This window comes from Pseudomonas paraeruginosa (assembly GCF_003025345.2).
GTDB lineage: Bacteria > Pseudomonadota > Gammaproteobacteria > Pseudomonadales > Pseudomonadaceae > Pseudomonas > Pseudomonas paraeruginosa.
In genome coordinates, this window is sequence record NZ_CP020560.1 from 1,379,675 (window position 1) to 1,401,461 (window position 21,787).

At 68.7% G+C, this 21,787-nt stretch carries 21 protein-coding genes; 16 read left to right on the forward strand and 5 right to left on the reverse strand.

The window, feature by feature from the left end:
* The first annotated feature begins 19 nt into the window (after positions 1-19).
* From B7D75_RS06670 to B7D75_RS06685, 4 genes are read left to right on the forward strand one after another with little or no spacing between them, the layout of a single operon-like run.
* Positions 20-766: a TIGR00266 family protein gene (locus B7D75_RS06670; protein ID WP_034080296.1), complete on the forward strand. Its 747-nt coding sequence runs from the start codon at positions 20-22 to the stop codon at positions 764-766.
* Complete coding sequence (locus B7D75_RS06675; RefSeq protein ID WP_012074665.1) at positions 763-1,668, forward strand: alpha/beta hydrolase; 906 nt, start codon at positions 763-765, stop codon at positions 1,666-1,668. The genes B7D75_RS06670 and B7D75_RS06675 overlap by 4 nt, the downstream gene beginning before the upstream one ends.
* Positions 1,665-1,988 carry a hypothetical protein gene (locus B7D75_RS06680; protein ID WP_003154115.1) on the forward strand — a complete coding sequence of 108 codons (324 nt, stop codon included), beginning with the start codon at positions 1,665-1,667 and terminating at the stop codon, positions 1,986-1,988. Before B7D75_RS06675 ends, B7D75_RS06680 begins: the two co-directional genes overlap by 4 nt.
* On the forward strand, positions 1,985-2,506 hold the full coding sequence (locus B7D75_RS06685) for an O-acetyl-ADP-ribose deacetylase (protein WP_058146072.1): 522 nt from the start codon (positions 1,985-1,987) through the stop codon (positions 2,504-2,506). Before B7D75_RS06680 ends, B7D75_RS06685 begins: the two co-directional genes overlap by 4 nt.
* Positions 2,507-2,573: 67 nt before the next feature.
* Here the strand turns inward: B7D75_RS06685 and B7D75_RS06690 are convergent, their stop codons facing one another.
* The 3 genes from B7D75_RS06690 to B7D75_RS06700 all read right to left on the reverse strand — a co-directional run bounded on the left by B7D75_RS06690 (position 2,574) and on the right by B7D75_RS06700 (position 6,421).
* Positions 2,574-3,359, reverse strand: coding sequence for an OmpA family protein (locus tag B7D75_RS06690; protein WP_003154112.1), 786 nt, complete (start codon positions 3,357-3,359; stop codon positions 2,574-2,576).
* Positions 3,360-3,407: 48 nt separating this feature from the next.
* The gene (locus tag B7D75_RS06695) at positions 3,408-3,812 is read right to left on the reverse strand and encodes a DUF4398 domain-containing protein (RefSeq protein ID WP_012074666.1); all 405 of its coding nucleotides are present in this window, start codon (positions 3,810-3,812) and stop codon (positions 3,408-3,410) included.
* Positions 3,813-4,180: 368 nt separating this feature from the next.
* On the reverse strand, positions 4,181-6,421 hold the full coding sequence (locus B7D75_RS06700) for a heavy metal translocating P-type ATPase (RefSeq protein WP_107113862.1): 2,241 nt from the start codon (positions 6,419-6,421) through the stop codon (positions 4,181-4,183).
* Between the two features lie 114 nt (positions 6,422-6,535).
* Here B7D75_RS06700 and cadR point away from each other — a divergent pair, with 114 nt between their 5' ends.
* A complete protein-coding gene (gene cadR, locus B7D75_RS06705) occupies positions 6,536-7,006 on the forward strand; it encodes a Cd(II)/Pb(II)-responsive transcriptional regulator (RefSeq protein WP_003154109.1) in 471 nt (156 codons plus the stop codon).
* A 10-nt stretch (positions 7,007-7,016) separates the two neighbouring features.
* On the opposite strand, the gene B7D75_RS06710 is transcribed toward cadR, so the two are convergent.
* The gene (locus B7D75_RS06710; RefSeq protein ID WP_003154107.1) at positions 7,017-7,361 is read right to left on the reverse strand and encodes a hypothetical protein; all 345 of its coding nucleotides are present in this window, start codon (positions 7,359-7,361) and stop codon (positions 7,017-7,019) included.
* A gap of 198 nt (positions 7,362-7,559) precedes the next feature.
* Between B7D75_RS06710 and ppc the strand changes: the two genes are divergently transcribed.
* From ppc to B7D75_RS06755, 9 genes are all read left to right on the forward strand, one after another.
* Entirely contained in the window at positions 7,560-10,196 is a 2,637-nt protein-coding gene (ppc, locus tag B7D75_RS06715) for a phosphoenolpyruvate carboxylase (protein ID WP_107113863.1), read from the forward strand.
* Positions 10,197-10,356: 160 nt separating this feature from the next.
* A complete protein-coding gene (gene adk / locus B7D75_RS06720; RefSeq protein WP_107113864.1) occupies positions 10,357-11,004 on the forward strand; it encodes an adenylate kinase in 648 nt (215 codons plus the stop codon).
* 103 nt (positions 11,005-11,107) lie between these two features.
* Positions 11,108-11,788 carry a tRNA (adenosine(37)-N6)-threonylcarbamoyltransferase complex dimerization subunit type 1 TsaB gene (tsaB, locus tag B7D75_RS06725; RefSeq protein WP_012074670.1) on the forward strand — a complete coding sequence of 227 codons (681 nt, stop codon included), beginning with the start codon at positions 11,108-11,110 and terminating at the stop codon, positions 11,786-11,788.
* Positions 11,789-11,860: 72 nt separating this feature from the next.
* A complete protein-coding gene (locus B7D75_RS06730) occupies positions 11,861-12,208 on the forward strand; it encodes a hypothetical protein (RefSeq protein WP_023443263.1) in 348 nt (115 codons plus the stop codon).
* A 19-nt stretch (positions 12,209-12,227) separates the two neighbouring features.
* Positions 12,228-13,094, forward strand: coding sequence for a DUF72 domain-containing protein (locus tag B7D75_RS06735; protein ID WP_012074672.1), 867 nt, complete (start codon positions 12,228-12,230; stop codon positions 13,092-13,094).
* A gap of 72 nt (positions 13,095-13,166) precedes the next feature.
* Positions 13,167-13,991 (forward strand): isocitrate lyase/PEP mutase family protein, encoded by an 825-nt coding sequence (locus B7D75_RS06740; RefSeq protein ID WP_003156669.1) that lies wholly within the window; start codon positions 13,167-13,169, stop codon positions 13,989-13,991.
* Positions 13,992-13,995: 4 nt separating this feature from the next.
* Positions 13,996-14,691, forward strand: coding sequence for an extensin-like domain-containing protein (locus B7D75_RS06745; protein WP_033996815.1), 696 nt, complete (start codon positions 13,996-13,998; stop codon positions 14,689-14,691).
* Between the two features lie 56 nt (positions 14,692-14,747).
* Positions 14,748-15,533, forward strand: coding sequence for a class I SAM-dependent methyltransferase (locus B7D75_RS06750; protein WP_107113865.1), 786 nt, complete (start codon positions 14,748-14,750; stop codon positions 15,531-15,533).
* A gap of 27 nt (positions 15,534-15,560) precedes the next feature.
* A complete protein-coding gene (locus B7D75_RS06755) occupies positions 15,561-16,838 on the forward strand; it encodes a cytochrome P450 (RefSeq protein ID WP_058129848.1) in 1,278 nt (425 codons plus the stop codon).
* Between the two features lie 6 nt (positions 16,839-16,844).
* Here the strand turns inward: B7D75_RS06755 and mexL are convergent, their stop codons facing one another.
* Positions 16,845-17,483: an efflux system transcriptional repressor MexL gene (mexL, locus tag B7D75_RS06760; protein ID WP_012074677.1), complete on the reverse strand. Its 639-nt coding sequence runs from the start codon at positions 17,481-17,483 to the stop codon at positions 16,845-16,847.
* Between the two features lie 95 nt (positions 17,484-17,578).
* On the opposite strand from mexL, the gene mexJ reads away from it, so the two are divergent.
* Together mexJ and mexK are read left to right on the forward strand one after the other, a co-directional pair.
* Positions 17,579-18,682 carry a multidrug efflux RND transporter periplasmic adaptor subunit MexJ gene (gene mexJ / locus B7D75_RS06765; RefSeq protein WP_107113866.1) on the forward strand — a complete coding sequence of 368 codons (1,104 nt, stop codon included), beginning with the start codon at positions 17,579-17,581 and terminating at the stop codon, positions 18,680-18,682.
* A 4-nt stretch (positions 18,683-18,686) separates the two neighbouring features.
* Positions 18,687-21,764: a multidrug efflux RND transporter permease subunit MexK gene (gene mexK, locus B7D75_RS06770; RefSeq protein ID WP_012074679.1), complete on the forward strand. Its 3,078-nt coding sequence runs from the start codon at positions 18,687-18,689 to the stop codon at positions 21,762-21,764.
* Positions 21,765-21,787 lie beyond the last annotated feature (23 nt).

Here is a 21,787-nt window from a genome sequence, read left to right on the forward strand (position 1 = left end):
GCAAGCAAGGAGAACGGCGATGGCCAGCCACGAACTCGACTACCGCATCCTCGGCGAGTCCATGCAGACCGTGGAGATCGAACTCGACCCCGGGGAAACCGTGATCGCCGAGGCGGGGGCGATGAACTACATGACCGGCGACATCCGCTTCACCGCGCGGATGGGCGACGGCTCCGACGGCAGCCTGCTGGGCAAGCTGTGGAGCGCCGGCAAGCGCAAGCTCGGCGGCGAATCGGTGTTCATGACCCACTTCACCAACGAGGGCCAGGGCAAGCAGCACGTGGCCTTCGCCGCGCCCTATCCGGGCAGCGTGCTGCCGGTGGACCTGGACGATGTCGGCGGGCGCCTGTTCTGCCAGAAGGACTCGTTCCTCTGCGCAGCCTATGGCACCCGGGTCGGCATCGCCTTCACCAAGCGCCTGGGCGCCGGTTTCTTCGGCGGCGAGGGCTTCATCCTGCAGAAGCTCGAGGGCGATGGCCTGGTCTTCGTCCACGCCGGCGGCACGCTGATCCGCCGCCAGTTGCACGACGAGACGCTGCGGGTCGACACCGGTTGCCTGGTGGCCTTCACCGACGGCATCGACTATGACGTGCAACTGGCCGGCGGTCTGAAGAGCATGCTGTTCGGCGGCGAAGGATTGCTGCTGACCACCCTAAAGGGCAGCGGCACCGTCTGGCTGCAGAGCCTGCCATTCTCGCGCCTGGCCGGACGCATCTACGACGCCACCTTTCGTGCGCGCGAAGAGGTGAGGACCAACAACGGATGAAGCGCCTGCTGATCCCCCTGCTGGCGCTGGCCGGCCTGCTGCTGGGCGGCTGCAGCTCGCTGCTGTTCTATCCCGAGCCCGTGGTGCAGATCACTCCGGCGCGCGCCGGCCTGGAGTATCGCGACGTCAGCCTGACCACCGCCGACGGCGTGCGCCTGCGCGCCTGGTGGCTGCCGGCGAAGAAAGGCGTGCCGGTGAAAGGCACAGTGCTCTACCTGCATGGCAACGGTGGCAACCTCTCCTGGCACCTCGGCGGCACCTGGTGGCTGCCCGCCGAGGGCTACCAGGTGCTGATGCTCGACTACCGCGGCTATGGCCAGTCGGAGGGCGAGCCGGGACTGCCGGAGGTCTACCGCGACATCGACGCGGCCTTCGCCTGGCTCGACCAGGCGCCGGAAGTGAAAGGCACCGAGCGCGTGCTGCTCGGGCAGAGCCTCGGCGGCGCGCTGGCGATCCACTACCTGGCCGGACATCCCGAACGCCAGGCGCAGTTCAAGGCGCTGGTGTTCGACGGCGTGCCGGCGAGCTACCGCGGCATCGCCCGGCACATGCTGGACGGCGCCTGGCTGACCTGGCCGCTGCAGGTGCCGTTGTCCTGGCTGGTGCCCGACGGCGACAGCGCGATCCATTCGGTGGCGCGGCTTTCTGGCGCACCCATGCTGTTCTTTCACAGCATCGACGATACCATTGTGCCCCTCGAGAACGGCATCGCCCTGTATCGCCAGGCGCGGCCGCCGAAGGTCCTGCAACTGACCCGTGGTGGCCACGTGCAGACCTTCGCCGAAGCGACCTGGCAGGAAGTGATGCTGCGCTTTCTCGACGACCCCCATGGCTTCACCGGCCTGCGCCGGCTGGCCGAAATCCCGAACCGCGAATCCGCGCAACCCGAAGGCAATCCATGAGCGAGCGTAACGTACTCCCCTGCATCCTGACCGGCATCGGTACCATCTTCGTCACCGTCGGCGTGCTCTGGTATTACGGCTACCTGCATTTCGCCAAGCCGCAGGACGCCCTGTTGCTGGCCGACTTCACCATGCTCAAGAGCCTCCCCGGCGAGGATGTGAAGCTGTCCCTGCAGCCGGCCAAGCAGGTCGCGCAGTGCATCGACGGCGTGCTGGTGCTGTTCGACACCGAGCAGAAAGGCCTTTCCGGCGTGCTGGTGGACAACCGGAAGCACGCCGTGCGCTGCGCCGGACAGGAAGTCCCGCAGGAAGTGAAATGACCGAGGTCCGCGTCTGGCAGGGGGACATCACCCGTCTTGCGGTGGATGTCATCGTCAACGCGGCGAATTCCTCGCTGCTCGGTGGCGGCGGGGTCGACGGCGCGATCCACCGCGCCGCCGGTCCCGAGCTGGCGGCAGCGTGCCGCCTGCTGCACGGTTGCAAGACCGGCGCGGCGAAAATCACCCCTGGTTTCCGCCTGTCGGCGGCGCATGTGATCCATACCGTCGGCCCGGTCTGGCGCGGTGGCGACAACGGCGAGGCGGAACTGCTCGCCAGTTGCTATCGACACAGCCTGGCCCTGGCCGAGCAGGCCGAGGCGGCCAGCGTCGCCTTTCCCGCGATCAGTTGCGGCATCTACGGCTATCCGTTGGAACTGGCCGCGACGATCGCCATCGAGGAAGTCTGCCGGCCACGCCCGGAGGGCGGAAGCCTGGAGGAGATCGTCCTGGTCGCCTTCGATGCGTCGATGGCCGAGCGCTACCGGCGTTTGCTGGACGAACGGCGCGGCCCCCGCTGAGGCGCTTCGCGGGTGCCAATGCAAAAGCCCCGCCGGGCGGCGGGGCTTTTGCGTATCGCGACGGTGGTCAGCCGCTGACGGAAGAGCGCGGCGCGACCGGCTTGGCGTCGTTGGAGATGGTCACTTCCACGCGACGGTTCATGGCGCGGCCGGAGCTGGTGCCGTTGCTGGCGACCGGATACTCCTTGCCGTAGCCACGGGTGGCCACGCGTTCCGGGCTGATGCCGCGGCTGAGCAGGGCCATGCGCACGGAGTCGGCGCGGCGCTCGGACAGGCGCTGGTTGTAGTTGGCCGAACCGGTGCTGTCGGTGTAGCCCTCGACGATCACCTGGCGCTCGGGGTTCTGCTGGAGGAACTCGGCCAGTTGCTGGATGTTGCGCATGGCGCCGGGCTTGAGGTCGGACTTGTCGAGGTCGAACAGCACGTCGCCAAAGGTCACCATGGTGCCGCGCGAGGTCTGCTTGGCGTTCAGCTGGCTGCGCAGCTTGTCCAGTTGCGCGGTGCGCGCGTCGAGGCGGGCCTGGGCGCGCTGGGCGGAAGCGTTCTGCAGTTGCGACTCGGCATTGCGCAGGACGATGGTCTGCTTGGCCAGTTCGATGCGCTGGTTGGTGAGGTAGGCCAACTGGTCGACGTCGCGCTGGTCTTCGCCATCCTGGTAGGCCTTGTCGGCCTTGGCCAGCCAGTCGCCGGCATCCTTGGTTTCCAGGGCCGCGACCTTGGTCGCGTCGGGCTGCGACTGCAGCGCGGAGAAGTTGCTGCGGGCCTGTTCCAGGTTGGCATTCGGTGGCGTCGAGCAGGCGGCCAACGCCAGGGCCAGCAGGGAAACGGCGGGGAGGGCAATGTACTTACGCATAGGAGTCATCCTTAATCACGAATCGACGAAAGAAGGGCGGGGACGGGCTTAAGGCTGCGTATCGCGCATGCCTTCCTCGCGCAGTTCCATGACGCCCTGCTGGGCATCCTTCACGGCTTTCTGCGCCTTGGCGGCCTGGGTCTTGCGCTCGGCGACCCGGGCATCCCACTCGGCCTGCTGGGCCAGGCGCTTGGCCTGGTCGTATTCCTTGTCGTTCATGGCGATGCGCGCCTGGCTCAGCTTGTCCTGGGCGGACTTCATCTCGACCGGGGCGTATTCCGGGCCGCCGGCGCTCACCGCGTTGTTCACCGCGGACTCGGTCACGGCGAACTGCTCGGTCGGCGGGTTGCCGGCGCAGCCGGCCAGGACCAGGCTGCTGCCTACGGCCAGCAGGGCCAGCTTGAGGCCACGCAGGGAACCGGTGTGTTGCTTGCTCATCGCTTTTTGCTCCATGGGAAATTTCCTCTGACAGGGATGCTGATTCCTTGGCTTTTTCACTTCTGGCCATTGCCGGGGACCCGTTTCCGAATTTCCCTGGCGATTTTTCCTGCTCACTGAGCAAGCCTGCGCGAACCCCTGATCAGGGGGTTGGCGATTGGCCATGTACGTTTAGTGACTCCCCCGTTTGTTCAGGGGTTCAAAAAAAAATCTGAATTTTTCTGACCGAACGGTCGGCTCACGAGGTGGTCGCGGCAGCTCATTCGCAGCGACGGCGGCCCGCTGCACGTGGGTTGCGGCGGCAGCGCAGCGCAGAGCCCCCGGGTTCCCACGGACAGAAAAAAGCCCCACCGGAGTGGGGCTCGTCGAAGCGCAGGCGGCTGTCAGAAACGCTTGCGCAACAGGCGCAGGCCGTTGAACACCACCAGCAGGCTGGCGCCCATGTCGGCGAACACCGCCATCCACAGGGTGCCTTCGCCGGCCAGGGTGAGGGCGAGGAACACCGCTTTGATACCCAGGGCGAGGCTGATGTTCTGGATCAGGATCGCGTGGGTGGTACGCGACAGGCGGATGAACTGCGGCAGCTTGCGCAGGTCGTCGTCCATCAGCGCCACGCCGGCGGTCTCGATGGCGGTGTCGGTGCCCGCCGCGCCCATGGCGAAGCCGATGTCGGCGCGCGCCAGCGCGGGTGCGTCGTTGATCCCGTCGCCGACCATGCCGACCCGCGAACCGTCGGCCTGACGCGCTTCCACTTCGCGCAGCTTGTCTTCCGGCAGCAGGTTGCCGCGCGCCGCGTCGATACCCACCTGGCTGGCGATGGCGGCGGCGGTGTGCGGGTTGTCGCCGGTCAGCATCAGGGTCTTCACATCCAGTTGGTGCAGCTCGCGGATCGCCTCGCGGCTGCTGTCCTTGACCCCGTCGGCGACCGCGAACAGGGCCCGCACCCGCTGCGGGTCGCACAGCGCGATGACGGTCTTGCCCTGGCGCTCCAGGGCGTCCAGGCGCTCTTCCAGGGCTGGCGAGCAGAGCCCCAGTTCTTCCACCAGGCGATGGTTGCCGAGGTGGTAGAGCACGCCATCGATGCGTCCGCTGACACCGCGTCCCGGCAGCGCGGTGAGGTCCTCGACCACGCCCAGGGCGAGGCCGTCCTCTTCCGCTGCGTTGGCCACGGCGCGCGATACCGGGTGGTCGGAACGCGCGGCCAGGCTGGCGGCGAGCAGGCGCGCATCCGTCCCTTCATCTTCCGCGATCGGCAGGTAATCGGTCTGCTGCGGCTTGCCGTGGGTGATGGTGCCGGTCTTGTCGAGGGCGACCCAGGACAGCTTGCGGCCGAGTTCGAGGAACACCCCGCCCTTGATCAGGATGCCCAGGCGCGCCGCGGCGGACAGGCCGCTGACGATGGTCACCGGGGTCGAGATCACCAGGGCGCAGGGACAGGCGATCACCAGCAGCACCAGCGCCCGGTAGATCCAGTCCAGCCAGGCGCCGCCGAGCAGCAATGGCGGCAGCACCGCGGTGGCCAGGGCGATGAGGAACACCACCGGGGTGTAGACGCGGGCGAAGCTGTCGACGAAGCGCTGGGTCGGCGCGCGGGAGCCCTGGGCTTCCTCCACCGCGTGGATGATCCGTGCCAGGGTGCTGTCGTCGGCGCGGCGGGTGACGCGGTATTCCAGCGCGCCCTCGCCGTTGATGCTGCCGGCGAACAGCGGCTCGCCGACCTCCTTCTCCACCGGCAGGCTTTCGCCGGTGATCGGCGCCTGGTTGACGCTGGAGCGGCCGCTGATCACCTCGCCATCGAGGGCGATGCGTTCGCCGGGCTTCACGCGCACGGTGGCTTCCAGCTCCACTTGCTTGGCCGGCAACTCCTTCCATTCGCCGCCGACCAGCACCGTGGCCTGTTCCGGAGCCAGTTGCAGCAGACCGCGGATGGCGTTGCGCGCGCGATCCAGGGACTTCGCCTCGATCAGTTCGGCGATGGCGAACAGCACGCTGACCATCGCCGCTTCCGGCCACTGGCCGATCAGCACGGCACCGGTCACGGCGATGCTCATCAGCGCGTTGATGTTCAGGTTGCGGTTCTTCAGGGCGATCCAGCCCTTGCGGTAGGTCGGCAGGCCGGCGCCGAGGATCGCCAGCAGGGCGAGGCCGGCGACCACCCAGTCCGGCGCCAGGCCGAACCAGTGGACGACTTCCGAGGCCAGCGCCATGACGCCGGCCAGGGCCAATGGCCACCAGGGTTTCGTCGGCGCTTCCGAGGGCCCGTCGAGCCCTTCGCCAGCGTCCAGCGGCACCGCCTGCATGCCGAGGCCGGCGATCAGCTTCTGCAGCGGCTCGACGCTGTCGAAGCGATGCTGGACCCGCAGCAGGCGCTGCATCAGGTTGAACTCCAGCGACTCCACCGCCGGCTGGCGGCCGAGGGCATCGCGGATCAGGCGCTCTTCGGTGGGGCAGTCCATCGCTTCGATGCGCAGGTCGCTCCAGCGCAGCTCGGCGTTGCCGGCCAGGGTTCCGATGGCAGCCAGCGCGGGACGGGGCGCGTGGCGATGCCCATGATCATGTCCGTGACCGTGACCGTGACCGTGACCGTGACCGTGACAGCAGGTGTCGGCGTGTTCGTGGCTCATGGAAACAATTCCCGTTTGACGTGTTGGATGCGATTGCACACCCTGTAGCAACTACAGAGTCAAGCGGTACTGGCAATTCCCATAGCCGGAGGCTGGCCGCGGCGAGGAGGGACGATGAAGATCGGTGAACTGGCGAAACGCACCGGCTGCCCGGTGGAAACCATCCGCTACTACGAGCGCGAGGGACTGTTGCCCGAGCCGGGGCGCAGCGAAGGCAACTACCGGCAGTACACGCTGGCGCACGTCGAACGCCTGTCGTTCATCCGCCATTGCCGTTCGCTGGACATGACCCAGGAGGAAATCCGCACCCTGCTGGCCTTGCGCGACCGCCCCGAGGCGGACTGCGGTACCGCCAACCGGCTGATCGACGAGCACCTGCACCATGTCGAGGTACGCATCGCCGAACTCCAGGCGCTGCGCGAGCAACTGCAGGACCTCGGCTCGCGCTGCACGGTCGCCGGCAACAGCGAGGCCTGCGGCATCCTCCGCGAACTGGAGCAGCCGGCGCCGCTATCGCCGATCGCCGATGACTGCGCCGGCGCCGGACACCTGCACGTGCCCGGGGTGCACAAGCGCCACGGCTGAGGCAGGCGCCTCAGTGGCTGGAAGTGTCCTGCTGGGCGGTGAGTTCCTGCAGGTACTTGCGCGACAGCGAGAGGAAACGCGGGGTCGGGCCGACGTCCTCGTAGAGCGGGTCGCCCTGTTCGTCGGTGGCCACCACCTGATTTCCCTTCACATAGGGGAAGCTCGCCTCGAGTTCCTCGAGGGCGGCGCCGACCAGTTCGCCGAGCAGTTCCTCGACGCTGCGCCTGGGGTACATCTCGTGCAGGGCGGCGAGGCGCGCGGCGCTCTCGACATCCAGCGGTACGCTGTAGCGGCTGCGGGCCATGCGGCCCCTGGCGGTGTGTTCCCAATGGCGGACAAGCTCACGGATCTTCATGCTGACCTCTTCTGCCCGGTCGTGGCGGGCGCGGCGGGTATGCCCTCGTGGGGCCGTGCCTCGGTGCGGGCACTTCCTACAGGTTAGTCCTCCGGCGTTCCGTTCGCCGCCCGGTGGGGCGTGCTGGCACGCTGCGGGCTTGTAAGCGCGGGGGCGCCTGAGCCAAGCTGGCTTTCCCACCCGCAGTGGAGACAGGTCATGCCGGAAATCGACGCGCGCCTGCGCGAGGACGTCCACCAGCTGGGCGAACTGCTTGGCGATACCATCCGCGAACAATACGGACCCGCGTTCCTCGACAAGATCGAACGCATCCGCAAGGGCGCCAAGGCCGCCCGCCGCGGTTCCGCGGAGGGCGCCCAGCAGCTCACCGCGACCCTCGACGGCCTCGAGGAAAGCGAACTGCTGCCGGTGGCGCGGGCCTTCAACCAGTTCCTCAACCTGGCCAACATCGCCGAGCAGTACCATCGCATCCGCCGGCGCCGGCCGAACGAGCCGGAACCGTTCGAGAACCTGGCGCTGGAAGAACTGCTGGGGCGTCTCAAGGACGCCGGGCATACCCCGGGGCAACTGGCCCGCCAGCTCGCCGGGCTGGAGATCGAACTGGTGCTCACCGCCCATCCCACCGAGGTGGCGCGGCGCACGTTGATCCAGAAGTACGACGCGATCACCGCGCAACTGGCGACCAAGGACCATGCCGATCTGCTGCCGGAGGAGCGCAGCCGCATCCAGCGGCGCTTGCAGCGGCTGGTGGCCGAGGCCTGGCACACCGACGAGATCCGCAAGGTCCGGCCGACCCCGGTGGACGAGGCGAAATGGGGCTTCGCGGTGATCGAGCATTCCCTCTGGGAGGCCTTGCCGAATGTCCTCCGGCATGTCGACGAGGTGCTCCTGCGCAGCACCAGCGAGCGCCTGCCGCTGAGCGCCGCGCCGCTGCGCTTCGCCTCCTGGATGGGCGGCGACCGCGACGGCAATCCCAACGTCACCGCCGGCGTGACCCGTGAGGTCCTGCTGCTGGCGCGCTGGATGGCCGCCGACCTCTACCTGCGCGATATCGACCGGCTGGCCGCCGAGCTGTCCATGCAGGAGGCTTCGCCGGCACTGCTGGCGCGGGTCGGCGATAGCGCCGAACCCTACCGCGCGCTGCTCAAGCAATTGCGCGAACGCCTGCGGCTGACCCGTAGCTGGACCCACCAGGCCCTGGCTGGCGAAGTGCCGGCCGCGGAGGGTGTCCTGGAGCACAACCGCGACCTGGTCGAGCCGCTGCAACTGTGCCACGAGTCGCTGCACGCCTGCGGCATGGGCGTGATCGCCGATGGCGCGCTGCTCGACTGCCTGCGCCGCGCCGCCACTTTCGGCCTGTTCCTGGTGCGCCTGGACGTGCGCCAGGACGCCGGCCGGCACGCCGCCGCGCTCAGCGAGATCACCGAGTACCTGGAGCTGGGCAGCTACGCCGAGTGGGACGAAAAGACCCGCCTGGAATTCCTCCTCGAGGAACTGAACAGCCGCCGCCCCCTGCTGCCGGCGCACTACCAGCCCTCGGCGGAGACCGCCGAGGTGCTCGCCACCTGCCGGGCGATCGCCGCCGCGCCGCCGGCCTCGCTGGGCTCCTACGTGATCTCGATGGCCGGCCAGCCTTCCGATGTGCTGGCGGTGCAGTTGCTTCTGAAGGAGAGCGGTGTCGACTGGCCGATGCGCGTGGTACCGCTGTTCGAGACCCTCGACGATCTCGATAACGCCGGCCCCTGCATGGAGCGCCTGCTGACCCTGCCGGGCTATCGCTCGCGGCTTTCCGGGGTGCAGGAAGTGATGATCGGCTACTCCGACTCGGCCAAGGATGCCGGCACCCTGACGGCCGCCTGGGCGCAGTACCGGGCGCAGGAAAAACTGGTGGAGATCTGCCGCCACCACGAGGTCGAGCTGCTGCTCTTCCACGGTCGCGGCGGCACCGTCGGCCGCGGCGGCGGGCCGGCCCACGCGGCGATCCTGTCGCAGCCGCCGGGCTCGGTGGCCGGGCGTTTCCGGGTCACCGAGCAGGGCGAGATGATCCGCTTCAAGTTCGGCCTGCCGGACATCGCCGAACAGAACCTCAACCTCTACCTGGCCGCGGTGCTGGAGGCGACCCTGATGCCGCCGCCGGCGCCCGAGCCGGCCTGGCGCGCGCAGATGGACCGCCTGGCGAAGGATGCGCTGCACGCCTATCGCCGGGTGGTGCGCGACGATCCGCAGTTCGTCGAGTATTTCCGCCTGGCCACGCCCGAGCAGGAACTGGGCCGCCTGCCGCTGGGCAGCCGCCCGGCCAAGCGCCGCGAGGGCGGGGTGGAGAGCCTGCGGGCGATTCCGTGGATCTTCGCCTGGACCCAGACGCGCCTGATGCTGCCGGCCTGGCTCGGCTGGGAGACCGCCCTGCTGAATGCCATCGAGCGCGGCGAGGGCGCGCTGCTCGGGCAGATGCGTGAGCGATGGCCGTTCTTCACCACCCGCATCGACATGCTGGAGATGGTCCTGGCCAAGGCCGACGCGGATATCGCGCGGCTCTACGACGAACGTCTAGTGCCGCTCGAACTGCGTCCGCTGGGGCGCCGTTTACGCGACCTATTGTCGCAGGCGGTGCGCGTGGTGCTGGGCCTCACCGGGCAGTCGCTGCTGCTCGCCCATGCCAGCGAGACCCGCGAGTCGATCAGCGTGCGCAACAGCTATCTAGACCCGCTGCACCTGCTCCAGGCCGAGCTTCTGGCCCGCTCGCGGCGCTGTCGGGGCGATGCCTGCGGCGGCCTGGAGCAGGCGCTGCTGGTGACGGTGGCGGGGATCGCCGCCGGGCTGCGCAACACCGGATGAGGGAGGGTGGGGGCCAACTTTCGGTGTCTTGTGCGGTGGGGGGGCGCTGTGTATCTTGGACAGCCTTTTCGGCGCCATACAGTGCCGTTTCCCGCAAATACGAGATTGGCCCCACGAGGCGGATCCAGACTTTCGCTTACCAATTCTAAGGAGCATATCGATGCGTGTGATTCTGCTCGGGGCACCCGGTGCCGGCAAAGGCACCCAGGCACGGTTCATCACCGGGAAGTTCGGCATTCCGCAGATCTCCACCGGCGACATGCTGCGCGCCGCGGTCAAGGCCGGCAGCCCGCTGGGCCAGCAGGTGAAAGGCGTGATGGACAGCGGCGGCCTGGTTTCCGACGACATCATCATCGCCCTGATCAAGGAACGCATCACCGAGGCCGATTGCGCCAAGGGCTTCCTGTTCGACGGCTTCCCGCGCACCATCCCGCAGGCCGAAGCGCTGAAGGACGCCGGCGTGACCATCGACCACGTGGTCGAGATCGCCGTCGACGACGAGGAGATCGTTTCGCGCATCGCCGGTCGGCGCGTGCATCCGGCTTCCGGTCGCGTGTATCACACCGAACACAACCCGCCGAAGGTCGCCGGCAAGGACGACGTCACCGGCGAGGAGCTGATCCAGCGCGAGGACGACAAGGAAGAGACCGTGCGTCACCGCCTGTCGGTCTACCATTCGCAGACCAAGCCGCTGGTCGACTTCTACCAGAAGCTCTCGGCCGCCGAAGGCACCCCGAAATACCACAGCATCGCCGGCGTCGGCTCGGTCGAGCAGATCACCGCGAAAGTGCTCTCGGCCCTGAGCTGATCCGCAGCGCTGTAGCACCGACGGCCCGCTAGCGGGCCGTCGGCGTTTGCGGGGCGGCGAAGGCTGGTACAATCGGCGTCCTTTTCACCATGCGGAATCGTCGATGTCCACTCTGTTGGCCCTGGATACCTCCACCGAAGCCTGCTCCGTCGCCCTGCTCCACGAGGGGCGGGTGCTCAGTCACTACGAGGTGATCCCGCGCCTGCACGCCCAGCGCCTGCTACCGATGGTCCGCGACCTGCTCGACGAGGCCGGCGTCGCCCTTTCCGCGGTGGACGCCATCGCCTTCGGGCGCGGCCCGGGCGCCTTCACCGGCGTGCGCATCGCCATCGGCGTGGTCCAGGGCCTGGCCTTCGCCCTGCAGCGCCCGGTGCTGGCGGTTTCCGACCTGGCGATCCTGGCCCAGCGCGCTCATCGCGAGCAGGGCGTGGAACGGGTCGCGGCGGCCATCGACGCGCGCATGGACGAGGTCTACTGGGGTTGCTACCGGTTGCAGCAGGGCGAGATGCGCCTGGCCGGCGTCGAGGCGGTATTGCCGCCGGAGCAGGTTGCCTTGCCAGGGGAGGCCGCCGACGCGGACTGGTTCGGCGCCGGCACCGGCTGGGGCTACGCCGGGCGCATGCCGGTGCAGCCGGCCGCGTTCGACGCCAGCCTGCTGCCGCACGCCGAGGACCTGCTGGGCCTGGCCGGTTTCGCCTGGGCGCGCGGCGAGGGCGTCGACGCCGAGCAGGCCCTGCCGGTGTACCTGCGCGATAACGTGGCGACGCCGAAAAAGGCGCCCTGAAACGGCGCGCAGCGGTAATTGCCAAGCCTTTCGGGGCTGGCTAGAGTGTGATGACTTCCCCGGGTTTTGATCATGCGTATCGACGGACTTTCTTCCTCATCGTTGCCGCTGGAGCGCAGCGCCCGACCGGGCTCCGCGGTCACGCCGTATCGCGACGTGCAGCGCGAGGTCGAGGCGCGTCGCGAGCAGCCGGCGCCGGTTTCCGGCAGCCAGGGCTTCGAGCAGGCGCCGCAGGCGCGCAAGGTCCAGGCCGGTTCGGCCAGCGGCGACAGCCTGCCGGTGAGCGCCCGCGACGTGCTGGCGTTCCAGCGTCCGGTGAGCAGCCACGCGGCGATGGCCCTGGCCAGCTACAACGCCACCGCCAGCCTGAACATCGACGCCGGCGCCGAGGACGTCCTCGGCCTCGACCTCTACGCCTGAGCGGCTCAGCGCGTTCCTCGTGGTTTCCCTTCCTTATTACCTCGGCTGCCCTTCCTGGAACGAGGCGGCCTGGCGCGGCAGCTTCTATCCCCGCGAACTGCGTTCCGCGGACTACCTCGCACACTACGGCGGCATCTTCAACGCGGTCGAGGGCAACACCACCTTCTATGCCCGGCCGTCGGCGGAAACCGTGCAGCGCTGGGCCGAGACGATGCCGCCGGGGTTCCGCTTCTGCGCCAAGTTTCCCCGTGACATCAGCCACGAAGGCGACCTGCGCGAACGGCTCGACGCCGCCGGTGACTTCCTCGAACTGCTGGCGCCGCTTGGCGAAAGGGTCAGCCCGGCGTGGCTGCAACTGTCCGCGGCATTCACCCCGCAGCGCCTGGGCGAACTGCTGTATTTCCTCGATGAGCTGAGTCCGCGGCGGATCGCCGTGGAAGTGCGCCACCCGGCGTTCTTCGACAAGGGCGAGGACGAGCGGCTGCTCAACCGCCACCTGCGCGAGCGTGGCGTGGAGCGTATCTGCCTGGATTCGCGGGCATTGTTCAGTTGCCGTTCGGACGATCCGGCGGTCCTCCACGCCCAGTCTAAGAAGCCGCGCCTGCCGGTTCGTCCGGCAGCCTTCGGCGATTCGCCGCAGGTGCGTTTCATCGGCGGTCCCGACCTGCCGGCCAACGAGGTGTTCCTCCTGCCCTGGGTGGACAAGGTGGTCGACTGGATCGAGGCTGGCCTGACTCCCTACGTGTTCCTGCATACCCCTGACAATCATCTGGCGGCCCAGCAGGCCCAGCGTTTCCACGCGCTGCTCGGCGAGCGTCTGCCGGGCTTGCCGGCGCTGCCCGAGCCGATTCCGGCCCCCGAAGTGGAGCAGCTGGGCCTGCTCTGAACGCTGCCTCGCTCGACGCTCCGCCGACATGCGCCTACGCTGGGAAATCCTTTGCCTGCCACGGAGCCCGCCATGACCAGCCAACGCCAGCGCGCCGAACGTTTCCGCGACCTGCACCAGGGGCCCGGCCTGCTGGTGCTGCCCAACCCCTGGGATGCCGGTTCGGCGAAAATGCTCGCCAGCCTCGGCTTCGACGCCCTTGCCACCACCAGCGCCGGCCTGGCGTTCTCCCTGGGCCGGCGCGATGGGGAAGGCGCGGTGAGCCGGGCCGAGGCGCTGGAGAACGCCCGGGCGATCGTCGCCGCCACCGATCTGCCGGTCGCCGCCGACCTGGAAAACGGTTATGGCGATGCTCCGCAAGACTGCGCCACGACCATCCGCCTGGCCGCCGAGGCCGGCCTGGTCGGTGGTTCCATCGAGGATGCCAGCGGGCGTGCCGGACAGCCCATCTATGAGTTTTCCGCCGCGCTGGAGCGGGTCGAGGCGGCGGTCGAGGCGGCCCGTGCGCTGCCATTCCCGTTCACCCTCTGCGCCCGCGCGGAGAACTTCCTGCACGGCCGCGAGGATCTCGACGACACCCTGCGGCGCCTGCGCGCCTACGCCGAGGCCGGCGCCGATGTGCTCTACGCGCCCGGGTTGAGCCGCCGCGAACAGATCGTCGCGGTGCTCGAGGCGGTGGCGCCGAAGCCGGTCAACGTGCTGGTCGGCTCGCCGCGCCTGGAACTGTCGCTGGACGAACTGGAGGCCCTCGGCGTCAAGCGCGTGAGCCTGGGCTCGAACCTTGCCCGGGTGGCCTTCGGCGCATTCCACGACGCCGCGCAGGCGCTGGCGCGGCGCGACCTGGATGCGACCCGTGCGGCGATGCCGTTCGACCGCATCAACGACCTGTTCCGCTGAACCCGTGCGCCGGCTGGCCTGGTTGCTGCCATTCCTGCTGCTGGCGGCGTTCGGCGCCGCGCTGCGCTACCAGTGGCTCGACCTGCCGGCGCGCTGGAATCCCTGGTTGCCGCTGGACGTGCGTGAACCGCCGAACCTGCTGACCCGCTACAAACTGTGGCGGCTGGCCGACGACCGGGCTCTTTGCGACGCCGCCCTGGCCACCTCGCAACTGCGCTACCAGCGGGTCGCCGACGACCCGCCAGCGGCTACCTGCCCCTTGAGCAACAGCCTGCGCGTGCGAGGGGCGGCGCTCGAGTTGAGCAGCAGCTTCCTCGCCAGTTGTCCGCTGGCGGTGAGCTATGCGCTGTTCGAGCGACACGTGCTGCGGCCGGCAGCCGTGGACATCTATGGCCAGCCGCTGGCGCGGGTCGAGCATGTCGGCAGCTTCGCCTGCCGCAACGTCTACAACCGCGAGAGTGGCCGGCGCAGCCAGCATGCTTCGGCCAATGCCCTGGACATCAGTGGCTTCCGCCTGGCCGACGGGAGGCGAATCCGCCTGGCCACGGACTGGGCCGACGACGGTGCCGACGGACGCTTCCTGCGCCGCGTGCGGGATGGCGCCTGCGCCAGTTTCAATGCGGTGCTGGGGCCCGACTACAACGCCGCTCACCGCGATCACTTCCACCTCGACATGGGGCTGTGGAAGGTCTGCCGCTGAGCGCACGCCGACCAACTCTGGCAAAATCGGCGTTTTCTCCGACGATTGCCCGATCCATGACCGATTCCGCCGCTCCCCGCCTGCATGTCCAAGCCCTTTCCACCGACTGGGCCGAGGCCGCGCAGCACTGGGCGGAACGGCTCGGCCTGCCGCTGGCGGCGGACGACCAGGCGGATTTCGCCGTGCAGGTCGGCGAGCAGGGCCTGCAGGTCCTGCAACTGGGGCCGGATTCGCCCGGCCCGGTGCGGGTCGACTTCGTCGAGGGCGCCAGCGCTCACCGGCGCAAGTTCGGCGGCGGCAGCGGGCAGATGATCGCCAAGGCGGTCGGCATCCAGCCGGGCGTTCGCCCGCGCGTCCTCGATGCCACCGCCGGCCTGGGCCGGGATGGGTTCGTCCTCGCCAGCCTGGGCTGCGAGGTGACCCTGGTCGAGCGCCAGCCGCTGATCGCAGCCCTCCTCGAGGATGGCCTGGAGCGCGCCCGGCGCGATCCCGACGTGGCGCCGATCGCCGCGCGGATGCGCCTGCTCGGCGGCAACGCGGCGGACCTGATGCGCGCCTGGGAGGGCGAGGCGCCGCAGGTGGTCTACCTCGACCCGATGTTTCCCCATCGCGACAAGAGCGCATTGGTGAAGAAGGAAATGCGCCTGTTCCGGCCGCTGGTGGGCGACGATCTCGACGCCCCGGCGCTGCTGGAGGCGGCCCTGGCCCTGGCCAGCCATCGGGTGGTGGTGAAGCGCCCGCGCAAGGCGCCGGTCATCGACGGCGCCAAGCCCGGCTACAGCCTGGACGGCAAGTCCAGCCGCTACGACATCTATCCGAAGAAGGCCCTGAACAAGGCCTGAGTCTCGACCCGCAGGGAGGCGGCGAGCATGCAGCAGAGCAGCGATTGTCCGATCCGCCGGCGCCTGGCCCATCTGCCCTGGGCCAACGATGGTCGAGCCGGCGCCCGCCACTGGCTGGAGATGCAACGCGATCCGCTGGCCTGGTTGCAGAAGATGCACGTCGCGCAGCCGGACGTCGCGGTCGCCCGCATGGGGCCGCAGCGCCTCTGGTGCCTGTTCCATCCGCAGGCGGTGCAGGAATTGATGGTCGACCGCCGCGACGACCTGCAACGCTGGCAGCCGGCGCTGTGCATGCTGAAACAGTGGAACGGGCGCAGCTTCATGATGCGCGAGGGCGCTCCGGCCCAGGCCCGGCGCAAGGAGGTACGACCGCATCTGGCGCCGCCGCCGGCCAGCGAGGTGCGCCGCCTGGCTGCGCAGTGGGGCGAGCGGGTGGAGGAGGGGCGCGAATACGACCTTGACCTGGAAATGGCTGCGTTCAGCGTCACCCTCAGCGGCCACGCGCTGTTCGACGTCGACCTGCAACCTTCGGCCTATCGGATCGCCAAGGCGGTGCGCCTGCTGTCGCGGGTGGCGTTGCTGGAGATGAGCACCGGCCTGCCGCTGGGCCACTGGTTCCCGAGCAAACTGTGCCCGCGCAAGCGCTGGGCGCTGGGCCAGTTGCGCGAGGCGGTGGGCGAGGTGGCGGAGCGCTCGCCGCGGCCGCTGGCGGACCTGCGCGATGAACTCTGCACCCTGCTCATGGCGTCCCACCAGTCCACCGGCGTGACCCTGACCTGGAGCCTGCTGCTGCTGGCCCAGCGTCCCGAGTTGCTCGCGCGGCTACGCGCCGAGCTGGCGGGAGTGGATTGGACGGCGATCCGCTCGGTCGCCGATCTGCGCGATTGCGCGCTGCTCCGGGCGGTGCTGCAGGAGTGCCTGCGCCTGTACCCGCCGGCCTACGGCCTGGCGCCGAGGCAGGTGACGGCAGACATCGAGGTGTTCGGCCAGCGGCTGAAGCGCGGCGACGTGACCATGGTCTCGAGCTGGATCACCCAGCGCGATCCCCGTTGGTTCGCGGCGCCGCTGGAGTTCCGTCCCGAACGCTTCCTCGAACCGGCGCGCTGGCCACGTGGGGCCTACTTCCCGTTCGGCCTCGGCGACCGCGCCTGTCCCGGCACCGCGATGGCGATGATCGACCTGGCGGCGGCGCTGGCCTACTGGGTCGAGCACTGGGACATCGTCCACGACGGCGACCTGGCGCCGCGCGGCTGGTTCTCCCTGCGCCCGCGACGGGCGCGGGCGCGTTTGTTCCGTCGCGCCTGAGCCGCGTCAGTCGCGCACGGCGAAGGCGCGCAGGAACAGCGCCACCACCTCTTCCACGTGCCGCTCGCCTTCGGCCTCGTCCAGCGGCTCGGCGCAGCCGATCAACAGGCGGTAATTGGCGCAGCCCTTGACCAGCATGAAGAAGTGCTCGGCGGCGTGGCGCGGGTCGGGAAAAGCCAGTTGGCCTCTGTTCCGCGCCTGCTCGAGGAGACGCTCCATCTCGTCTAGCACCTGCTTCGGCCCGGCCTCGAAGAACAGCTCGGACAGCTTCGGGTTCTGCCCGGCCTGGGCCGCCATCAGGCGGGTCAGGGCGATCGCCTCGTGGCTGTTGATCAGCCGGTGGAAGCCGCGTGCGATGTTCAGCAGCACGGCCTGCAGCGGCGCGCCTTCGGCCAACTGGAAGTACAGGGCGGGCAGCTGCTCGGCGCACTTGGCCTTCACCGCTTCGCTGAACAGGGTTTCCTTGTCGGTGAAGTGGCTGTAGACGGTGAGCTTGGAAACGCCGGCTTCCGAGGCGATGGCTTCCATGCTGCTGCCGTCGTAGCCGTTGCAGAGGAACAGGCGCTTGGCCGCTTCGAGAATGGCTTCCCGCTTGGCCGGGTCCTTGGGCCGGCCGGGACCGACGGAGGAGGTGGGTTCTGACATGCGCTTATACAATTGAAATACTGGACTGATGGGTTCTGTATTTTTACTATACCGCCCAGTATAAGAACTCGAACGCAGTTTGCGGAAGGTGTCACATGTACCGCCATATCCCGCTCGTCGCCGTCTCCCTGTTTTCCTCCCTGTTCCTCCTCGCCTGCGGCAATGGCACGCCGCCGCCCGCGGCGGTGCGCCCGGCGCTCGTGGTGCAGCCGCAGCCGGCGGCGGAGGTGAGCCAGGCCTTTCCCGGCGAGATCCGCGCCCGCCATGAGCCGGAGTTGGCGTTCCGCATCGGCGGCAAGGTGATCCGGCGACTGGTGGAGGTCGGCGAACGGGTGAAGAAGGACCAGCCGCTGGCCGAGCTCGACCCCCAGGACGTGCGCCTGCAAATGGAGGCGGCGCGGGCCCAGGTCAGTGCCGCCGAAGCCAACCTGCAGACGGTGCGCGCCGAGTACCAGCGCTACCGCACCTTGCTCGACCGCAACCTGGTCAGCCATTCCCAGTTCGAGAACATCCAGAACAGCTACCGTGCTGGCGAGGCGCGGCTGAAGCAGATCCGCGCCGAATTCAACGTCGCCGACAACCAGGCCGGCTACGCCGTGCTGCGTTCCCCGCAGGACGGCGTGATCGCCAGCCGGCGGGTCGAGGTGGGCCAGGTGGTGGCCGCCGGGCAGACGGTCTTCAGCCTGGCTGCCGATGGCGAGCGCGAAGTGCTGATCGGCCTGCCGGAGCACAGTTTCGAGCGTTTCCGCATCGGTCAGCCGGTCTCGGTGGAGCTCTGGTCGCAGCGCGACAAGCGCTTCGCCGGGCATATCCGCGAGCTGTCGCCGGCCGCCGACCCGCAATCGCGCACCTTCGCCGCGCGGGTGGCCTTCGACGACCGCGCGACGCCTGTCGAACTGGGCCAGAGCGCGCGGGTCCACGTCGCCGCGGCAGAGGCGGTGCCGTTGTCGGTTCCCTTGTCGGCGCTGACCGCCGAGGCCGGCCAGGCCTTCGTCTGGGTGGTCGAACCGGGCAGCTCGACCCTGCGTCGGCAGATGGTGCGCACCGGACCCTATGCCGAGGACCGGGTGCCGGTGCTCGAAGGCCTGCGGGCCGGCGATTGGGTGGTGGCCAGCGGGGTCCAGGTGCTCCGCGAAGGGCAGCAGGTGCGTCCGATCGACCGGGCCAACCGCACGGTGAAACTGGCGGCCAAGGAGTAGTCGCATGTCCTTCAATCTTTCCGCCTGGGCGTTGCAGAACCGCCAGATCGTCCTGTACCTGATGATCCTGCTCGGCGCGGTCGGCGCGCTGTCCTACAGCAAGCTGGGGCAGAGCGAAGACCCGCCGTTCACCTTCAAGGCCATGGTGGTGCAGACCAACTGGCCGGGCGCCAGCGCCGAGGAGGTGGCGCGGCAGGTCACCGAGCGCATCGAAAAGAAGCTGATGGAAACCGGCGACTACGATCGCATCGTGTCCTTCTCCCGCCCCGGCGTCTCGCAGGTGACCTTCATGGCCCGCGAGGACATCCATTCCAGCGAGATCCCCGAGCTCTGGTACCAGATCCGCAAGAAGATCGGCGACATTCGCGCCACCTTGCCGCAGAGCATCCAGGGCCCGTTCTTCAACGACGAGTTCGGCACCACCTACGGCAACATCTATGCGCTCACCGGCAAGGGCTTCGACTACGCGGTGATGAAGGACTACGCCGACCGCCTGCAACTGCAATTGCAGCGGATCAGGAACGTCGGCAAGGTCGAGCTGATCGGCCTGCAGGACGAGAAGATCTGGATCGACCTGTCCAACACCAAGCTGGCCACCCTCGGCCTGCCCCTGGCGGCGGTGCAGAAGGCGCTGGAGGAGCAGAATGCGGTGGCCTCCTCGGGGTTCTTCGAGACCGCCAGCGACCGCGTGCAGTTGCGCGTTTCCGGGCGTTTCGATTCGGTGGAGGAGATCCGCGACTTCCCCATCCGCGTCGGCGACCGCACCTTCCGCATCGGCGACGTGGCCGAGGTGCGCCGCGGCTTCAACGATCCGCCGGCGCCGCGCATGCGCTTCATGGGCGAGGACGCCATCGGCCTGGCGGTGTCGATGAAGCCGGGCGGCGACATCCTGGTACTGGGCAAGGCCCTGGAAGCCGAGTTCGCCCGCCTGCAGCAGTCGCTGCCGGCCGGACTGGAACTGCGCAAGGTATCCGACCAGCCGGCGGCGGTGCGCACCGGGGTCGGCGAATTCATCCGGGTGCTGGCCGAGGCGCTGGTGATCGTCCTGCTGGTGAGCTTCTTCTCCCTCGGCCTGCGCACCGGCCTGGTGGTGGCGCTGTCGATCCCGCTGGTGCTGGCGATGACCTTCGCCGCCATGCATTACTTCGGCATCGGCCTGCACAAGATATCCCTCGGCGCCCTGGTGCTGGCGCTGGGGTTGCTGGTGGACGACGCGATCATCGCGGTGGAGATGATGGCGGTGAAGATGGAGCAGGGCTACGACCGTCTCAAGGCGGCCAGCTTCGCCTGGACCAGCACAGCCTTCCCGATGCTCACCGGCACCCTGATCACCGCCGCCGGCTTCCTGCCGATCGCCACCGCGCAGTCCGGTACCGGCGAATACACCCGCTCGCTGTTCCAGGTGGTGACCATCGCGCTGGTGGTCTCCTGGTTCGCCGCGGTGGTCTTCGTTCCCTACCTGGGGGCCAAGCTGCTGCCGGACCTGGCCAGGCTGCATGCGCAGAAGCACGGCGGCAGCGCCGACGGCTACGATCCCTACGCAACGGCCTTCTACCAGCGCTTCCGGCGCCTGGTTGAATGGTGCGTACGCTACCGCAAGACGGTGATCGTCCTGACCCTCGCCGCTTTCGTCGGCGCGTTGCTGCTGTTCCGTCTGGTGCCGCAGCAGTTCTTCCCGCCCTCGGCGCGCCTGGAACTGCTGCTGGACATCAAGCTGGCCGAGGGCGCCTCGCTGCGTGCCACCACCGAGGAAGTGCAGCGCCTGGAAAAGATGCTGCAAGGCCATGACGGCATCGACAACTACGTGGCCTATGTCGGCACCGGTTCGCCGCGCTTCTACCTGCCGCTGGATCAGCAATTGCCGGCGGCCAGCTTCGCCCAGGTGGTGGTGCTGGCCAAGGACCTGGAGAGCCGCGAGACGCTGCGCAAGTGGCTGATCGAGCGGATGAACGAGGACTTCCCGCACCTGCGCAGCCGCATCAGCCGCCTGGAGAACGGCCCGCCGGTGGGCTATCCGGTGCAGTTCCGGGTTTCCGGCGAGGATATCCCGCAGGTCCGCGAACTGGCGCGCAAGGTCGCCGACAGGATGCGCGAGAACCCGCACGTGGTGAACGTGCACCTGGATTGGGAAGAGCCGAGCAAGGTGGTCTACCTGAGCATCGACCAGGAGCGCGCCCGCGCCCTGGGAGTGAGTACCGCCAGCCTGTCGCAGTTCCTGCAGAGCGCGCTGACCGGTTCGCACGTCAGCTTCTACCGCGAGGACAACGAACTGATCGAGATCCTCCTGCGCGGCACCGAGCGCGAGCGCCGCGACCTGTCGCTGCTGCCGAGCCTGGCGGTGCCGACCGGGAATGGCCGCAGCGTGGCGCTGTCGCAGATCGCCACGCTCGAATACGGCTTCGAAGAGGGCATCATCTGGCACCGCAACCGCCTGCCGACGGTCACGGTACGCGCCGACATCTACGACGATTCGCTGCCGGCGACCCTGGTCGCGCAGATCGCCCCGACCCTGGAGCCGATCCGCGCCGAGCTACCGGACGGCTACCTGCTGGAGGTGGGCGGTACGGTGGAGGACGCGGCGAAGGGCCAGAGTTCGGTGAACGCCGGCGTGCCGCTGTTCATCGTGGTGGTGTTGAGCCTGCTGATGCTGCAGTTGCGCAGCTTCTCGCGGATGGCGATGGTATTCCTCACCGCACCGCTGGGCCTGATCGGCGTGACCCTGTTCCTGCTGCTGTTCCGCCAGCCGTTCGGCTTCGTGGCGATGCTCGGGACCATCGCCCTGGCCGGCATGATCATGCGCAACTCGGTGATCCTGGTGGACCAGATCGAACAGGACATCAGCCACGGACTGGATCGCTGGCACGCGATCATCGAGGCTACCGTGCGGCGTTTCCGGCCCATCGTGCTGACCGCGCTGGCGGCGGTGCTGGCGATGATCCCGCTGTCGCGCAGCGTGTTCTTCGGGCCGATGGCGGTGGCGATCATGGGCGGGCTGATCGTCGCCACCGTGCTCACCCTGCTGTTCCTGCCGGCGCTCTATGCCGCCTGGTTCCGCGTGAGGAAGGACGAGGCGCGGGCCTGACGGAAGAAGGGGACGGGGCGATC

What these genes read in the sequence shown, in the direction of transcription:
- B7D75_RS06670 (WP_034080296.1), top strand. Translation starts at nt 20, where the DNA reads ATGGCCAGCCACGAACTCGACTACCGCATCCTCGGCGAGTCCATGCAG.
- B7D75_RS06675 (WP_012074665.1), top strand. Translation starts at nt 763, where the DNA reads ATGAAGCGCCTGCTGATCCCCCTGCTGGCGCTGGCCGGCCTGCTGCTG.
- B7D75_RS06680 (WP_003154115.1), top strand. Translation starts at nt 1,665, where the DNA reads ATGAGCGAGCGTAACGTACTCCCCTGCATCCTGACCGGCATCGGTACC.
- B7D75_RS06685 (WP_058146072.1), top strand. Translation starts at nt 1,985, where the DNA reads ATGACCGAGGTCCGCGTCTGGCAGGGGGACATCACCCGTCTTGCGGTG.
- B7D75_RS06690 (WP_003154112.1), bottom strand. Translation starts at nt 3,359, where the DNA reads ATGCGTAAGTACATTGCCCTCCCCGCCGTTTCCCTGCTGGCCCTGGCG.
- B7D75_RS06695 (WP_012074666.1), bottom strand. Translation starts at nt 3,812, where the DNA reads ATGGAGCAAAAAGCGATGAGCAAGCAACACACCGGTTCCCTGCGTGGC.
- B7D75_RS06700 (WP_107113862.1), bottom strand. Translation starts at nt 6,421, where the DNA reads ATGAGCCACGAACACGCCGACACCTGCTGTCACGGTCACGGTCACGGT.
- cadR (WP_003154109.1), top strand. Translation starts at nt 6,536, where the DNA reads ATGAAGATCGGTGAACTGGCGAAACGCACCGGCTGCCCGGTGGAAACC.
- B7D75_RS06710 (WP_003154107.1), bottom strand. Translation starts at nt 7,361, where the DNA reads ATGAAGATCCGTGAGCTTGTCCGCCATTGGGAACACACCGCCAGGGGC.
- ppc (WP_107113863.1), top strand. Translation starts at nt 7,560, where the DNA reads ATGCCGGAAATCGACGCGCGCCTGCGCGAGGACGTCCACCAGCTGGGC.
- adk (WP_107113864.1), top strand. Translation starts at nt 10,357, where the DNA reads ATGCGTGTGATTCTGCTCGGGGCACCCGGTGCCGGCAAAGGCACCCAG.
- tsaB (WP_012074670.1), top strand. Translation starts at nt 11,108, where the DNA reads ATGTCCACTCTGTTGGCCCTGGATACCTCCACCGAAGCCTGCTCCGTC.
- B7D75_RS06730 (WP_023443263.1), top strand. Translation starts at nt 11,861, where the DNA reads ATGCGTATCGACGGACTTTCTTCCTCATCGTTGCCGCTGGAGCGCAGC.
- B7D75_RS06740 (WP_003156669.1), top strand. Translation starts at nt 13,167, where the DNA reads ATGACCAGCCAACGCCAGCGCGCCGAACGTTTCCGCGACCTGCACCAG.
- B7D75_RS06750 (WP_107113865.1), top strand. Translation starts at nt 14,748, where the DNA reads ATGACCGATTCCGCCGCTCCCCGCCTGCATGTCCAAGCCCTTTCCACC.
- B7D75_RS06755 (WP_058129848.1), top strand. Translation starts at nt 15,561, where the DNA reads ATGCAGCAGAGCAGCGATTGTCCGATCCGCCGGCGCCTGGCCCATCTG.
- mexL (WP_012074677.1), bottom strand. Translation starts at nt 17,483, where the DNA reads ATGTCAGAACCCACCTCCTCCGTCGGTCCCGGCCGGCCCAAGGACCCG.
- mexJ (WP_107113866.1), top strand. Translation starts at nt 17,579, where the DNA reads ATGTACCGCCATATCCCGCTCGTCGCCGTCTCCCTGTTTTCCTCCCTG.
- mexK (WP_012074679.1), top strand. Translation starts at nt 18,687, where the DNA reads ATGTCCTTCAATCTTTCCGCCTGGGCGTTGCAGAACCGCCAGATCGTC.